The sequence below is a fragment of the Streptomyces sp. NPDC048442 genome, assembly GCF_040651475.1.
Classification (GTDB): domain Bacteria; phylum Actinomycetota; class Actinomycetes; order Streptomycetales; family Streptomycetaceae; genus Streptomyces.
On record NZ_JBEZKB010000027.1, the window covers coordinates 121,960 to 136,523 of the forward strand.

A 14,564-nucleotide genomic window follows, 5' to 3' on the forward strand; every position below is an offset into this window, starting at 1 on the left:
GTGCACGAACACCCGGGGGGAGCGGGGAGTGAGGGCCGCGCTCGGATCGTCACGACACCGCCCTGACCTGTGGGATCACCGGGACGAGATGCGGGATGTACCGGCCCCCAAAGCCCCCTCACGGCTTTGGGGGCCAGTGCAGTTTCCGGGCTGGGGGTGCGGTCACTGCCGGGGCTGCGCCCGGACCCCTGCACGGGCTCCGCCCGCGCGTCCTCAATCGCCGGACCGGCTGGGTCGTTTCTCCAGGTAGTACGTCAGGGACTCCTGGCGTTGTTCCTCCGCCTTGCGCAGCGATGACGCCACGGTCGCCAATTCCTCGTGCACAAGGGTGAGTTGGCGCTCCAAGTGGCGTTCAGGGGGTTCGGTTCCCGGGGTGAAGCGGGTCCACCAGCGGGCTCGGACGAAGGTGTCCACCGCTTCCGGGACGTCCTCGCGTACCGCCCGGGTCAGTGCGTGGAAGGAATCCGGGTCCGAGGACCACTGACCGTGTTCGACCAGGGCCGACAGCAGCGCGTCCAGTTCGGTGAGCCGTCCCGCGGCTGCCGGAGGGAGCTGGAGCGAGGCCACGTACTCGCGGAGTCGGGTGAAGTCCTCGCGCAGTACGTCCAGTTGCTCGGCCGCGTCCGGGAAGTGCGGTGCGGCGATGCGTTCGGGCGGGGCGATCAGCGCTCCTGCCCCGTACAGGCCGGCGACGACCAGCGGCCAGTACGCACCGGCCGCACCCGTGAAGGTGAGCGCCAGCCCGGCGAGTCCGCCCGCGCATCCCGCCAGGTTCTTCCGGGACTCCGCGAAGCGGAGAAGGCCACTGCCGCGTCCCCTATTGGTAGCCACGGATCTCCTCGAAGGCGCGGTCCAGCGAACCCTGCTTGGCGTCGAAGAGCTGTCCGCCGGTGAGGGAGGCGATGTGGTCCAGCTCCTGGCGGTTGGCGTCTCCGAACAGGACGGGGAAGACGGGCGTGCCGCGCCGGTCGGCGGGCAGTGCCGCGTAGAAGGCGTCGAAGTCGCCGACCGAGTCGCCCTCCGTGTTCTCGCCGTCCGTCATCAGCACGATGCTGGTGAAAGCGGCGCCGGGCGGGCCCAGTCGTTCGTACGCCTCGCGCAGGCTGCTGTAGATCGCGGTCCCGCCGTACGGCTCAAGGCCCGCGGTGTCCGTCCGGATCGCGTCGAGTGCGGCGCCCGGCCGCGCCGGGTCGACGGTGTGCCGCACGACCCCCCTGACCTCCGTCCCGAACGGCATCAGCGTCACTTCCTCCCGGTCCCGGAAGCGCTGCCCCACCGGGGAGTCGGCCGTCCCGGTCAGCCGGCCGAGCGCGTCCTTGAGCTGTTGCAGCCGCTCGCCCGCCATCGACCCGGACGTGTCGAGGACGTACACGGTGCGCGAGGGGCGCCGCAGTACGTTCTCGTACGAGGCGAGCAGCCCGTCGGCCACGGACCGCGACCCGGGGAACGGCAGCTCGCGCCGCGCGGAAGCCCCGGAAGCCCCGGAAGCCCCGGAAGTCCCGGGCCCCCCGGGCGCGGGCGGCACGCCGACGACCGGCCGCCGCAAGGTCTGCGCGGCGAGGGTCTTCTGTACGTTCGGCCGGCGCAGGTACCCGGTCAGCTTCGTCCCGTCCTCCTTCGCCCGCTGCGAGGCCGAAGCCAGCAGCGAGAAGGGGTAGTCGGCGGTGACGACGCCGTCCCGGGGCCGGATCACGGTCAGAGCGGTGCGCCTGTCCCGGTTCATGGTCAGCAGGACGGACTCGTAGTTGATCAGTGCGTCGACGCGGCTGCGCCGGGTGTAGGCGTTGGCCAGCCAGCCGGAGGACCCGGAGGTCAGCTCCTGCCCGACGAAGAACTCCTTGAGCCGCGGCGTGACCTTCTGTATGTCCGCGTCGGTGAGCGCGCCCTGCGCCTTCGAAAGGCCCGAAGCCACCGAAACCAGCGCGGCGAAACCGGAGTTGGAGCGCACCGGGTCGGTCATCCCGTACGTCAGCTTCCCGGCGGCGACAGCCTTGTGCACGTCCGGCCAGGTGACGCCGTCGGCCGTCCAGCCCAGCCGCCCCAGCTCCGCCGTCCGGACCCCGATCGCGACCGGGGAGGTCATGACGGACGTCTCGGAGGTCAGCTTGCCTGCGGCCTCGGGGCGCAGCCGCAGATAGTCGTTGGACGACAGCCAGACCGCGTCGTACGCCCCGTCGGCCTTGCCCGACGCGACCTGCTCCACGGCGTCGAGCGTCCCGGCCCAGGTGGTCCGCACCTCGACTCCCGTGTCCTTCCTGGCCTGTTCGAGGACGGGCGCCATGTCGGACAGCTCGCTCGAAGCGAGCACCCGCAGCGTCCCGGCCCGGTAGGCGCCGTCGTCGCGCGACGGCGCCTCCTCCGCGCCCGCGCACCCGGCCAGCGTCACGAACAGGGCGAGCGTCCCCGCCAGCAGGCGTCTCCTCATCCCGGGCCTCCCTCGGATGCCCTGCTGCGCTCCAAGTGCCCACTGGCTGCGGTGAGTTCACCGGAGAGGGATTCCACCGTCGCCGCCATCGCCTCCGTCGCCTGCGCCTTGTACGTGTCGATGGCGTCCAGCGTCGCGAAGATCTCCCGGAAAGCGACCCGCAGGGTCTCCGGGTCCACCGCCGGCTCGGCGGCGATCCGCTGGGTCTCGCCGCTCTGCGTGGCGAGCATCTGCGCGTTGCCCCGGATCAGCTCGTCGGTCGTGCCGCGCAGGGCGTTGACCTGCGCGATGACCCTCTCCTGGTTCTCCAGCGCGGTCGCCAGCATCACCGCGATGCGCAGTGCGGTCACGGTCGTGGTGGCGGCGCGCTCGACACCCTTGATGAGCTCTTCGTTGTTGCGCCGTACGACGTCCATGGCCAGGTACCCCTGCGCGCAGACCGCCAGCTGGGTCAGCAGGTCCTGGTGCTTCTGCCGTACGGGGAAGAGCACGTCGACCCGCAGCGCCTCGGCCTGCTCCGGGCCGGCGCCCTCCGCGGCGGCCACCCGCTGCTCGACGGCCTCGTCCAGGGCCGCGGTCAGCACCACGTACTCCTGGAGCTTGCCCATGGTGTCCCAGAGCCTGGCCCGCTCGGTGTGCAGGGCGGCGTTGTCGCGCCGCAGCTCGTCCTGGCCGCCCCGCAGCGCACCCACGATCCGGGTCAACGTCCCTTGCGAGGAGGCGTACTTGGCGAGGTGGTCCCGGAACCGGTTGCCTCCGGGCAGCTTGCCGAGCAGCCGCCGCACGCCCCGCCCCGGAGTGTCCCGGGGGTCCAGGTCCTCGACGGTGCGCCGCAGTTCGACCAGCGAAGAGCCCACCCGCGACGGCGCGTCCTCGCCCTCGCTCGCCAGCGACCGTACGGCCCGGTCGAGCATCCGGTTCGACTGCTGGGCGGCGCCCCGGATCTCGCCGCCGCCCAGCGCGGTGATCTCGCCGATCCGGGTGGCGAACTCCGGTGAGCGCGCGTCGAGTCCGGCGAGCGAGTCCACGTACTCGGCGGCCCGCCGTGCCATCTCCTCCCGTACGGCCGGATCCACCGGTACGAGCCCGGCCGCCTGCTCGGTCCGTACGGGCGCCACCGGCTCCGGTGGCGTCAGCACCAAAGGTGTTTCCGCTGTCTCCATCACGATCCCCCCTGTGCGCGCCGCGCCAGCTCGTGCAGCACCGCGGAGGTGGGCACGGGAGCCTGGCGGACACCGGTCAGCGTCCGATTCAGATACGAGGCGTACGGAGCGGTCGCCGCCGTGAAGTCACCCGGAGCGCCCTGCGGCCGGAACCCGTGCCGCACCGCGAGGGCCCGCAACCGGGCATCCTTCACCAGCAACTCACCGACCTCCCGGCCGAGTTGGGTGACCGGGACCACCGTGTGGTCACTGCTCACGGTCGTGTCCGGATAGAGCACCACCAGGTCTCCGCCACCCTGCTTCTGCATCAGCAGCGAAGTCACCTGCGACTCGTACACCAGCACCAGCGGATTGCCCACGCCGCTGATGAAGTCCCGGAACGGCGCGTCACTGCTGGTCTGCTGCGCCCCCTGTACGGCGACGAGCTTGCGCAGCAGTGGTGCGGTGCGCCCCACCGCAGCGTCCCCGTCCGCGACCCGCCCGCCGTCGGCGACGTACGAGGCGGCGGCCAGATACAGCGCGCCGGAGCTGGAGGACCCCGGATCGGTGGTCGAGACGAAGACCGCCCCGCCCAACTCCCCGTACTTCTCAGCGCCCTTGAGCTGCTGCCAGGTGCGGTCCGCCCCGGCCGCGGCGAGGAACTCCTTCATCCGCAGCGTCCCGGAGTGCTTGCCGCTCAGCGTCACCAGGCCGGCATCGGCGAGCACCCGTGCGGCGCTGCTGTGCGCGACGACGACCAGCGGCGAGTAGAACGGCCGCAGCGGGCCGGTGCCCGCACCGCCGCCCCCGCCGGTCTTCTTCCGGAGCTCGTCGGCCGGCGCCCTGCTCGACGGGAAGACGAAGTCGTAGCCCTTCAGGGGCAGTTGTTCCATCGCCCGGGATCCGGACGTCTGCGCCCGCACGGTGTATCCCTTGGCAGCAAGGGCCTTCACCACCTCCGGATCGGCGAAGAACTCGGCCTTCTCCGATCCGATCACTCCACGCACGGTCTTCGTTGCCGTGCTCGGGCCTGTGCCCGTGCCCTGTCGTTCGCGACCTGCCACGACGGCAACTGCCACACCGCCGATCAGCAGCACCGCCAGGACGATTCCCAGGATGCGTTTCACAGCTGCAGAGTGCTCCCGGAAACCCACGTTCCGGGCGGATTCGGGTGAACGGCAGGTGTACGTCCCATCCCAGTACGCAACCGGAACTCAGGCTGCCGGGGCGGGAGTTGACGGTCGTTCCCGCAAGGGATGTGGTGGCACCCGGTCCACGGGCCTCCGCGGCCGTGGACCGGGGCCGATCAGAGGCCGGCCGGGGTGACCGGGTCGGCGGATGCCGCCGCCGTGTGCGCGTCCATGCGCTCGGCGGCGAGGATCGCGGCGGCGGTGTCGGCGCGCGAGGCGGCGACCACCAGGGCGCGGCCCGCGAGGGTGTGCGCGCGGCGGTGCAGGGCGGCGGGGGCCTCCCGGCGGTGTCCGGCGTGCCGGGCGGGCGGGGCGCCGCGCAGTCGTGCGACCTGTACGGCGATGCGGTCGGCGGCCGTGCCGAGCCCGAGCTCGTCCGTCACGGCGAGGAGCGCGGACAGGTGTCCGGCGAGCTGAATGTCCAGCTCCTCCTCGCGGCTGCGGTGCGGGAAGTCGGCGCCGGCCATGGAGTGGACCGACTTGGCGCGGATCGGCTCGTACATGACGGATGGCCTCCTGCTCTGGCGTCAGGAAGCCATCCTATCTTAGATTCGGTCTAAAGTAGATGCCGCCAAGGGGGCGCGGGCCGCATCGGACGGACGGCTCCGCCGCGTGGGCGCAACCAGCCACGACGCACCCGCACATACCCCCCGCCCCCCGCCCCGCGGAGAGCGCTCAGTGCTGGCTGTAACCGTCCAGGAAGTTCCCGATCCTCGTCACCGCATCCGCCAGATCCTTCGTGTTGGGCAGCGTGACGATGCGGAAGTGGTCCGGCTCAGGCCAGTTGAACCCGGTGCCGTGCACCACCATGATCTTCTCGGCCCGCAGCAGGTCGAGGACCAGCTGCCGGTCGTCCTTGACCTTGTAGACGTTCGGGTCGAGCTTCGGGAAGAGGTACAGCGCCCCCTTCGGCTTCACACACGTCACACCCGGGATCTGCGTCAGCAGCTCGTACGCCGTGTTCCGCTGCTCCAGGATCCGCCCGCCCGGCAGCACCAGGTCGTCGATGGACTGCCGGCCGCCGAGCGCGGTGGCCACCGCGTGCTGCGACGGCATGTTCGCGCACAGCCGCATGTTCGCGAGGATGGTGAGCCCCTCGATGTACGAAGAGGCGTGTGCCTTCGGGCCGCACACCGCCATCCAGCCGCTCCGGAAGCCCGCCACCCGGTAGTTCTTGGAGAGCCCGTTGAAGGTGAGGACCATCAGGTCGGGGGCGATCGCGGCGGTCGGGGTGTGCGTGGCGCCGTCGTACAGGATCCGGTCGTAGATCTCGTCCGAGCAGACGATCAGGTTGTGCCGGCGGGCGATCTCGGTCAGCCCGCGCAGCATCTCGTCGTCGTACACCGCACCCGTCGGATTGTTCGGGTTGATGATGACGATCGCCTTGGTGCGGTCGGTGATCTTGCGCTCGATGTCCGCGAGATCGGGCATCCAGTCGGCCTGCTCGTCGCACCGGTAGTGCACGGCGGTGCCGCCCGCGAGCGAGACGGACGCGGTCCACAGCGGATAGTCCGGGGCCGGGACGAGCACCTCGTCGCCGTCGTCGAGCAGTGCCTGCATCGACATCTGGATCAGCTCGGAGACACCGTTGCCAAGGTAAATGTCCTCGACGTCGAGGTCGATTCCCTTGGTCTGGTAGTGCTGCATCACCGCGCGCCGCGCGGACAGCAGCCCCTTCGCGTCCCCGTACCCGTGCGCGGCGGAGAGGTTGCGGAGCATGTCCTCCAGGATCTCGGGCGGGCACTCGAACCCGAAAGCTGCCGGGTTCCCCGTGTTCAGCTTGAGAATGCGGTGCCCGGCCGCCTCAAGCCGCATCGCCTCCTCAAGCACCGGTCCCCGGATTTCGTAACAGACATTTGCGAGCTTCGTCGACTGGATCACCTGCATGACGGCGAGCTTACGGGCGGGTATCGCCGCATGCCCGTGAATACTGCCGGGTGGCCCGAAGGAGGGCGCGGGCGCCGCCGGCCGTGGCTTCCTTCGCAAAGCGGACCCTCGCCGGGGCCCGGCAAAAGAGAGCCGGGCCCCGGCGCACAGCTACGAAACACGGAGCGGCCGGTGCGGGAGGGTGGTGGACATCACTAGGCGCCCACCTCTTCCCGTCACCCTGCGCCCGCCTCCTCTGTCACTCTGCGCCCACGGCCTCGTGCGCCACTTCGCCCGCACCCATCGCCCCGGTCCACACCCGGGCCTCGGCCACGGCACCGGGCAGATAGTGGCCCACGGTCCCGTCCGCCGCCCCCCGGCCGAGGCTCAGCTCACCGGTGCCCTGCGTCGGGACGGTGAAGTCCGCCGGGGCGCCCTGCTCCGTGAGTCCGGTGAACAGGCGCAGCCGGCCGGCGCCGTCCTGGGCCTGCTCCTGAGCGTCGAAGACGCCGGTGAGCTGCACCCACTCGTCGGGCTGAGCAAGCTCGTAGGAGGTCACCGTCGCGGTCGCGCGCACGTTTCCCTGCGCGTCGACGGCGTTGCGCCCGTATCGCCATACGTAGAGGCCCTCGTCCACCTTGTCCACCCACAGCGCCCAGGACGACTCCTTGCCGCCCGGCGCCGCCTGGCTGAAGACGATGCCCCGGTATCCGACCGGCTTGGCGGCGAGCTGCGCACCGTCCAGCCGTACCTTCGCGGTCACCGTGAAGGAGCCGGTCTCGTCCACGGCGGGACCTCGCACGCTCAGGTGCCCGCCGACACCGTCGAGAGTCACGTCGCGTGCGGCCGGATGCGCCGTCGCGCCGGTCGGCGAGAGCTTCAGGGCTCCGGTCGCGTAGGGAGTCCGCTCAGGAACGGCACCGCCCGCGGTGTACGCGGTGTCCCACTGGGCGACCAGGGCGTTCCTGGGACTGCTGTTCTCGCGCAGTGCGCTCTCCTCGCGCACCTCGTCGGCGTTCAGGGGGCGCTGCCACACCCGGACCTCGTCGATCCGGCCGGAGAAGTGGTCCCGCCAGACCCCGAGCGACTTGGCCCGGCCGATCTGGAGAGCGCCCTTCGCGGTCCACGGGGTGTACGAGGCAGTGGTGCCGGACAGGACCACCGGCGCGCCCTGGGCCCGCCCGTTCACATACAGCTGGACCGTGTCGTTGGCCCGGTCGGTGTCGTCCTGGGTGTCGAAGACTCCGGCGAGATGCGTCCATACGCCCTTGACGGGGGCGGCGTCGGCGACCGAGCGGATCTCGACGGGGTTGCTGCGGCTGTCGGCCGCCGCGCGTCCGAAGACCCACTTCTTCAGGTCCTTGGCGTACGAGAGCCGGTACGCCGATCCGTACGCACCCGCGGCGGAGGCCACGGCGCGGTCCGCGGTGTCGTCGGTGAGCAGCACCCAGGAGGAGAGGGTGAAGGACTGTGCGGAGTCCACCGGCGCGCTGTCCGTCGCCGCGTACCCCAGACGCTTGCGCGGGTCGCTCACATCGTCGTTGAGGCGCAGCGAACGGTCCTCGCCGCCGCGCCGCCCCGCCTCGGACCAGGTGGCGGCCCGGCCGCCCTGCTGATGCAGGGTCATGGGGAGCCGCGGGCCCTCGGTCGCGCTGTCCGCGGCGGTCACCTTCGTCGACCCGGGGGCCGCGTCGTCGAAGTGCCACTGGCCGACCGGGCCGCCCGGCGTGCTCACCTTGAAGTGGAACTCGGCGGGAGCGCCCCACCGGACCGTTCCGCCGGACCCCAGGTCGCCCGCCTCGACGGTCAGCACCTGGACCCCGGAGGTTCCCGGGACCACGTCGTCGACCGTCACGGTCGAGCCGTCCGCCGTGCGGGCTCCCGTTTCGCCCATCAGCCGGTAGCGGTAGCGCACCACATCCGTGTCGACGGACTGCGGGGCGAAGGTGAACCTGCCCGCGGTGCGCGGTCCGCCGTGCGGCGCGCAGAGCTGCGCCGCGCACTCCTCGTACGGCCCCAGGGAAGTGATGGTCGGCGCCTGCGGCGGCAGGTCCTCCGCCGGCTGTCCGGCCGCGCCCGCCGTCGTGGCCGGGAGCCCCAGGAAGGTCGCAACGGCGAGGACGGTCACCCCCGCTCTCCGGCTTCCGCGGCGTCTTGTCTGTATCCCCACGAGCACACTCGATTCTCACGTTTTCTCTACAGAGCACGCTCAATATGTAGGGAGCATCGATGTGCGTCAACGCTTTTGAATCACGGGACGATCAAGAAGGGCGGGAAGGGGCGGCCGAGTTGCCGGCCCCTTCCCGCCCGTGTCGCGTCTGCCTAGGCTGCCCTCCGCACCGCCCGCCCCGCCAGCACGTCCGTCCGTCGCCCGTCCCTCATCACGAACTTCCCGTCGATGAGTACGTGCGGAATGCCCACCGGCAGCGTGCGCGGGGCCTCGAAGGTGGAGCCTGCCGCGACCGTCGTCGGGTCGAAGAGGACCAGGTCCGCCCGGTAGCCCTCGCGGACCAGGCCCCGGTCGGGGAGCCGGAGCCGGGCGGCCGGGCGGGAGGTCAGGTGGGCGACGGTTTCCTCCAGGGAGAGGATGCCCAAGTCCCTTGCGTAGCGGCCCAGATACTGCGGGAAGGTGCCGTACGCGCGCGGGTGCGGCTTGTACCCCTGGAGGATGCCGTCGCTGCCGCCCGTGTGGACACGGTGGCGCATGATCGCGCGCACGTTCTCCTCGTGGCCGACGTGCTGGAGGATCGTCGAGCCGAGGCGGTCGTTGATCAGCAGCCGTCGGGCGGTCGTCCACGGGGCCTCGCCGCGCGCGGCGGCCGAGGCGGCGATGGTCTTGCCGACGCAGCCCGCGAGGCCCGGGTCGGACACGCCCGAGACCTCGATGGTGTCCCACTCGACCGGCACGCCGTGGCAGCCGTCCGCGCCGGTCACCTCCATGTGGTGGCGGATCTTCTCGGCCGTCGAGTCGTCCTGGAGGCGGGCCATGATCGAGTCCGGGCCGCCCTCGCTCGCCCAGCTCGGCAGCAGCGCGACGAGCGTCGTACAGCCGGGGGTGTAGGGGTACGTGTCGAGGCTGATGTCCGCGCCGTCGGCGAGCGCCTCGTCGAGGAGGGCGATCAGATCGGGTGCCCTGCCCTTGTTCACGCCGAAGTTCATGGTGGCGTGCGCGAGGTGCAGGGCGCACCCGGCGGTGCGGGTGAGCTCGACCATCTCCTCGTACGCTTCGAGCGCCCCCGCGCCGTACGAGCGGTGGTGCGGGCAGTAGTAGCCGTCGTACGCGGCGACCACCCGGCACAGCTCGGTCAGCTCGGCGTCGTCGGCGTACATGCCGGGCGTGTAGGTCAGCCCGGAGGACATGCCGACGGCGCCCTGCTCCATGCCCTCGGCCACCAACCGCCGCATGCGGTCGAGCTGTTCGGGCGTGGCGGGCCGGTCGTCCCAGCCGACGGCGTGCATCCGGACGGTGCCCTGCGGGATCAGGTACGCGGCGTTGACCGCGATGCCCTGGCCGCCGAAGTTGCGGTCGAGCCGGTCCAGGTACTCACCGACCGTGCGCCAGTCGAAGTCGATGTCCGAGCCGTCGCCGTTCCACCCGGTGATCGCGGTCCGGACCGCGGCGAGGGTGCGGTCGTCGACGGGTGCGTACGAGAGCCCGTCCTGGCCGAGCACTTCGAGGGTGACGCCCTGCGCGGCCTTCGCCGAGTGGTCCGGGTCGCGGAGCAGGGCGAGGTCGGAGTGGGCGTGCATGTCGATGAAGCCGGGGGAGAGGGCGAGCCCGTCGGCGTCCAGCACCTGGGCGGCGGTGAGCCGCTCGTCTGCGGAGACGGCGGTGATACGGCCGTCGGTGATGCCGACGTCCGCGCGGTAGGAGTCGCCGCCCGAGCCGTCGACGACCAGGGCGCCGCGTATCGCGAGATCCATGGAGGTGGCCGGCCCTTCTAGAAGAACGTACGGACGAAGTCGACAGCGGTGCCGTCGGCGTCGACGACGGGGATCAGCTGCCACTTGTCGAAGATGGTGCAGGGGTGGGAGAGGCCGAGGCCGACCCAGTCGCCGACGTCGAGCGAGGCACTCTCGTCCGTCGTCAGCCAGCCGTGCTGGTCGGAAAGACCGGTGACCGCGATGCCGGTCGCGGGGCGGATCTTGCCGTCGCGCGCGGAGCGTACGACCTGCGCCTCGGGCAGGTGGAGGTCGTACGCCGCGTCGCGCTTGCCCGCGTTGACGAACGCCTGCGTCGGCGTCGGCCGCGACACCACCTGCGCCCAGAGCCGGAACGCCGGCTGCAACTCCCCTTCCTCCGGTACCCGGTTGAAGGGGGTCAGCTCCTTGTAGTGGCCGTCGTCGTGCGAGACGTACGCACCGGAGCGCAGCAGCTTCAGCCACGGCCTGGACAGCTCCGGGACCTCCGCGAAGACTTCGGCGACCGCGTCGAACCAGGCGCTGCCGCCCGCGCTGAGCACGATCTCCTCGGGGTCGGAGTCCTCGAAGTAGCCGGCCCGGTCGAACTCGACCGCCAGCGAGACGAGTTGCCGCAGCCAGGACCGCACCCGATCGCCGTCGGCCTGCGGCACCTCGCCCTCGTACCCGGCGACACCGACCAGCCGCAGGTTCTCGGCGACGGTCACCGCGTCGGCGACCCGCGCGCAGTCGGCCGGGGTGCGCGCCCCGGTACGGGCGCCCTCGCCGGCGCCCAGCTCCACGACCACGTCCAGCGGACGCGTGGCGCCCGCCGCGCGCAGCGTGTCGTCCATCAGCTCGGCGCCGCGCACCGAGTCGACGTAACAGATGAAGCGGAAGTCGGGGTCGGCGGTCAGCTCGCCCGCGAGCCAGCGCAGTGCGGCGGGGTCGACGACCTCGTTGGCGAGGAAGATCCGCCGGATCCCGTACGCCCGGTAGACGCGCGCCTGGTGCGGGACAGCGGCGGTGATGCCCCACGCGCCGCGCTCCAGCTGGCGGGCGAAGAGCTGCGGGGACATGGAGGTCTTGCCGTGCGGGGCGAAGGCCAGGCCGTGCTGCTCGGCGTACGTCTCCAGGAGGGCGAGGTTGTGGTCGAGGGACTCGGCGGAGAGCGCGAGGAGCGGGGTGGTGAAGCCGCCGTCGAAGATGTTGCGGCGCTCGGCGGCCAGCTCGCCGACGGTCAGCCCGGCGGCCTCGGCGTCCGGCGGGAGGGCCTTGAAACGGTGGGTCACCGGCTCCTGCGCGAGCTGCCGCACCGGCTCCTGCGCGAGCTGCCGCACCGGCTCCTGGGCGAACTGCCGCACTTCCGGCGTTCCCGGCTCGGCTGTACCCGGACTGGCTGTACCCGGCTTGGCTGTGCCCGGCTTGGCTGTTCCCTGCCCGGCTGTTCCCTGCTCGGCTCCCATGGCGGGCTCCTCCCTCAGGGCTGTTGCAAATAATGCAACGCCCATTGCGTATATCGCTCCCCGATGTCTAACATCCGAGCCGTGTCCGCACAACAGTCAGGTTCAGGTATCCAGACCGTCGACGTCGTCTGCCTCGGTGAGTCCATGGTCACCTTCCTTCCCTCCCGCCCGGGACGTCTCGCCGACGTGCCGTCCTTCGGCCGCACCATCGGCGGCGCCGAGTCCAACGTGGCCTGCGCGCTCGCCCTGGCCGGGCACCGGGCGAAGTGGGTCAGCCGGGTCGGCGCGGACGGCTTCGGCACCCATCTGCTGGACGCGATCGGCGCGTACGGCGTCGACGTGTCGGACGTCCACCGCGACCCGCACCGCCCCACCGGCATCTACTTCCGCACCGCAGACGACCGCGACGACGCCACGCACGAGGTCGCCTACTACCGGGCGGGCTCGGCGGCCTCCGCGATGTCGCCAAAGACGGTGGAGCGCGAGGCGCTGTTCGGTGCGCGGGCACTGCACCTGTCCGGTATCACTGCCGCACTGTCGGCCGACTGCCTGGCCCTGATGCGTACGCTCTGCACTCCTGCCGAGGACCGCCCGCTGCTCTCGTTCGACGTCAACCACCGCCCCGGACTGTGGAGTTCGTCCGAGGAAGGCGCCCGCGTGCTGCTCGACCTGGCCCGTGGTGCGGACCTCGTCTTCGTCGGAGAGGACGAGGCGGAGGCGGCCTGGGGCGTACGGGGCGGAGTGCGCGCGGTCCGCGAGGCCCTGCCGGAACCGGCCGTCCTGGTCGTCAAGCAGGGCGCGTCGGGAGCGACGGTCTTCGCGGAAGGTCCTGCCGGTGAAGAGGGGGGCGACGAGATCCACCACGTCCCTGCCCCCCGGGTCGACGTCGTCGCCCCGGTCGGAGCGGGCGACGCCTTCGCCGCCGGGTTCCTCTCCGCGACCCTGCGCGGGCTCGACGTACCGCTGCGGCTGCGGCACGGGCACCTCACCGCGGCCGCCGCGCTCACCGTGCCGGGCGACGTGGCCGCGGTGCCCGCCCGGCACCACGCCGACGAACTGGCGGCACTCGACGCGGACGCCTGGGGGAGACTTCGTCTGGGCCCCGGATGGACCGAGACCGGGCCGCACCAGGAGGTATGGACGGCGTGAACGAGCGTAGCGAGCGAACACTCAAGAGGGGCGTCCCGGACGAAGGCCGCCGGGCCGAGCGCAGCGAGGTACGAGCATGAGTCAGACAGTCGATCGCGCGCTCAGCATTCTTCCCCTGCTCGCGCAGGGGCCCGCCGACCTCGGGCAGGTCGCGACGCGGCTCGGCGTGCACAAGTCGACGGCGCTGCGCCTGCTGCGCACCCTCCACGAGCACGGCCTCGTGCACCGGCAGCAGGACCAGCGCTACCGGCTCGGCGCCCGGCTGTTCGCGCTCGCCCAGGAGGCCGTCGAGAACCTCGACGTACGCGACATCGCGCACCCCTACCTCAAGGAGCTCAACGCCGAGTGCGGACACACCGTCCACCTCGCTGTCCGCGAGGAGGGGGAGGTCCTCTACATCGACAAGGTGGAGAGCCGCTACCCGGTACGGATGTACTCGCGCATCGGCAAGCCCGTCGCGATCACCGTCGCCGCGGTCGCGAAACTCCTCCTCGCCGACCTTCCCGAGGGGGAGCGGCGCGAGTTCGCGGAGAAGCTCGAATACCCCCAGTACACGTCCCGCTCCACGCCCAACTCCGCAGCCTTCCTGAAGGAGTTGGCGCTCGTACGGGAGCAGGGCTGGGCCACCGACCTCGGCGGCCACGAGGAGTCCATCAACTGCGTCGGCGCGCCGATCAGGGGCGCGGACGGCAATCTCGTCGCCGCGATGTCGGTGTCCGCACCGAACGTCGTCGTCACCCGGGAGGAGCTCCTCACCCTCCTCCCGCTGGTGCGCCGCACGGCGGAGGCGATCAGCCGCGAGTACTCCGGTACGACACAGAACCCCAACACTCCACCAGCAAAGGCAAGTTCATGACCGACAAGCTCACGAAGACCGCGATCACCCCGTCCACGCACACCGCCCCGCCCGCGAAGTTCTCGCACGGAGTGCGCAAGGGCAACCTGCTCCAGGTCGCCGGCCAGGTCGGCTTCCTCCCGGCCGCCGAGGGCCAGGCCCCGGCCCCGGCAGGCCCGACCCTGCGCGAGCAGACCCTCCAGACCTTCGCCAACGTCCAGGCGATCCTCGAAGAGGGCGGCGCGACCTGGGAAGACGTCATGATGCTGCGCGTCTACCTGACCGACGTGGACCACTTCGCCGAGATGAACGCGATCTACAACGAGTACTTCGCCGACCTCAAGGAAGCCCCGTCGGCCCGCACCACGGTGTACGTCGGCCTGCCGGCCGGCCTCCTCATCGAGATCGACGCCCTCGCCGTCCTGGGCTAAAAGCCCACTCGGCTTCGGCCCGCCCCAGGGCCGAAGCCCCGCAGGGCCCAAGCCCCGCAGGGTTGAAGCCCCGCAGGGTTGAAGCCCCGCAGGGTTGAAGCCCCGCAGGGTTGAAGCCCCGCAGGGTTGAAGCCCCGCAGGGTTGAAGCCCCGCAGGGTT

Annotated in this window: 12 protein-coding genes; 3 read left to right on the forward strand and 9 right to left on the reverse strand. The window is 71.4% G+C overall.

Translation table 11 applies throughout. From position 1 onward, the window contains the following. Positions 1-213: 213 nt before the first annotated feature. The 9 genes from AB0D18_RS32200 to AB0D18_RS32240 form a co-directional block, all read right to left on the reverse strand. Positions 214-831, reverse strand: a complete 618-nt coding sequence (locus AB0D18_RS32200) for a hypothetical protein (RefSeq protein ID WP_362426565.1) — start codon at positions 829-831, stop codon at positions 214-216. Further along, complete coding sequence (locus tag AB0D18_RS32205) at positions 818-2,425, reverse strand: VWA domain-containing protein (protein ID WP_362426568.1); 1,608 nt, start codon at positions 2,423-2,425, stop codon at positions 818-820. Before AB0D18_RS32205 ends, AB0D18_RS32200 begins: the two co-directional genes overlap by 14 nt. Continuing rightward, the gene (locus tag AB0D18_RS32210; RefSeq protein WP_362426571.1) at positions 2,422-3,588 is read right to left on the reverse strand and encodes a toxic anion resistance protein; all 1,167 of its coding nucleotides are present in this window, start codon (positions 3,586-3,588) and stop codon (positions 2,422-2,424) included. Before AB0D18_RS32210 ends, AB0D18_RS32205 begins: the two co-directional genes overlap by 4 nt. After that, on the reverse strand, positions 3,588-4,721 hold the full coding sequence (locus tag AB0D18_RS32215) for a hypothetical protein (protein ID WP_362426574.1): 1,134 nt from the start codon (positions 4,719-4,721) through the stop codon (positions 3,588-3,590). Before AB0D18_RS32215 ends, AB0D18_RS32210 begins: the two co-directional genes overlap by 1 nt. A 152-nt stretch (positions 4,722-4,873) precedes the next feature. Further along, on the reverse strand, positions 4,874-5,260 hold the full coding sequence (locus AB0D18_RS32220; RefSeq protein ID WP_362426577.1) for a hypothetical protein: 387 nt from the start codon (positions 5,258-5,260) through the stop codon (positions 4,874-4,876). Between the two features lie 172 nt (positions 5,261-5,432). Continuing rightward, positions 5,433-6,644 carry a pyridoxal phosphate-dependent aminotransferase gene (locus AB0D18_RS32225; protein ID WP_362426580.1) on the reverse strand — a complete coding sequence of 404 codons (1,212 nt, stop codon included), beginning with the start codon at positions 6,642-6,644 and terminating at the stop codon, positions 5,433-5,435. A gap of 238 nt (positions 6,645-6,882) precedes the next feature. Continuing rightward, positions 6,883-8,751, reverse strand: coding sequence for a LamG domain-containing protein (locus AB0D18_RS32230; RefSeq protein ID WP_362426583.1), 1,869 nt, complete (start codon positions 8,749-8,751; stop codon positions 6,883-6,885). Positions 8,752-8,945: 194 nt separating this feature from the next. Beyond that, complete coding sequence (locus tag AB0D18_RS32235) at positions 8,946-10,547, reverse strand: D-aminoacylase (RefSeq protein ID WP_362426586.1); 1,602 nt, start codon at positions 10,545-10,547, stop codon at positions 8,946-8,948. Between the two features lie 17 nt (positions 10,548-10,564). Further along, positions 10,565-11,989, reverse strand: coding sequence for an amino acid deaminase (locus tag AB0D18_RS32240; protein WP_362426589.1), 1,425 nt, complete (start codon positions 11,987-11,989; stop codon positions 10,565-10,567). Between the two features lie 81 nt (positions 11,990-12,070). On the opposite strand from AB0D18_RS32240, the gene AB0D18_RS32245 reads away from it, so the two are divergent. The 3 genes from AB0D18_RS32245 (at position 12,071) to AB0D18_RS32255 (ending at position 14,404) form a co-directional block, all read left to right on the forward strand. Next, entirely contained in the window at positions 12,071-13,138 is a 1,068-nt protein-coding gene (locus tag AB0D18_RS32245) for a sugar kinase (protein WP_362426592.1), read from the forward strand. 76 nt (positions 13,139-13,214) lie between these two features. Then, complete coding sequence (locus AB0D18_RS32250) at positions 13,215-13,994, forward strand: IclR family transcriptional regulator (protein WP_362426594.1); 780 nt, start codon at positions 13,215-13,217, stop codon at positions 13,992-13,994. Next, complete coding sequence (locus tag AB0D18_RS32255; RefSeq protein ID WP_362426596.1) at positions 13,991-14,404, forward strand: RidA family protein; 414 nt, start codon at positions 13,991-13,993, stop codon at positions 14,402-14,404. Before AB0D18_RS32250 ends, AB0D18_RS32255 begins: the two co-directional genes overlap by 4 nt. Positions 14,405-14,564 lie beyond the last annotated feature (160 nt).

Excerpts from the sequence above, each read along its gene's own strand:
- AB0D18_RS32220 (WP_362426577.1), bottom strand. The coding sequence starts at position 5,260 with ATGTACGAGCCGATCCGCGCCAAGTCGGTCCACTCCATGGCCGGCGCC.
- AB0D18_RS32225 (WP_362426580.1), bottom strand. The coding sequence starts at position 6,644 with ATGCAGGTGATCCAGTCGACGAAGCTCGCAAATGTCTGTTACGAAATC.
- AB0D18_RS32240 (WP_362426589.1), bottom strand. The coding sequence starts at position 11,989 with ATGGGAGCCGAGCAGGGAACAGCCGGGCAGGGAACAGCCAAGCCGGGC.
- AB0D18_RS32205 (WP_362426568.1), bottom strand. The coding sequence starts at position 2,425 with ATGAGGAGACGCCTGCTGGCGGGGACGCTCGCCCTGTTCGTGACGCTG.
- AB0D18_RS32250 (WP_362426594.1), top strand. The coding sequence starts at position 13,215 with ATGAGTCAGACAGTCGATCGCGCGCTCAGCATTCTTCCCCTGCTCGCG.
- AB0D18_RS32210 (WP_362426571.1), bottom strand. The coding sequence starts at position 3,588 with ATGGAGACAGCGGAAACACCTTTGGTGCTGACGCCACCGGAGCCGGTG.
- AB0D18_RS32235 (WP_362426586.1), bottom strand. The coding sequence starts at position 10,547 with ATGGATCTCGCGATACGCGGCGCCCTGGTCGTCGACGGCTCGGGCGGC.
- AB0D18_RS32255 (WP_362426596.1), top strand. The coding sequence starts at position 13,991 with ATGACCGACAAGCTCACGAAGACCGCGATCACCCCGTCCACGCACACC.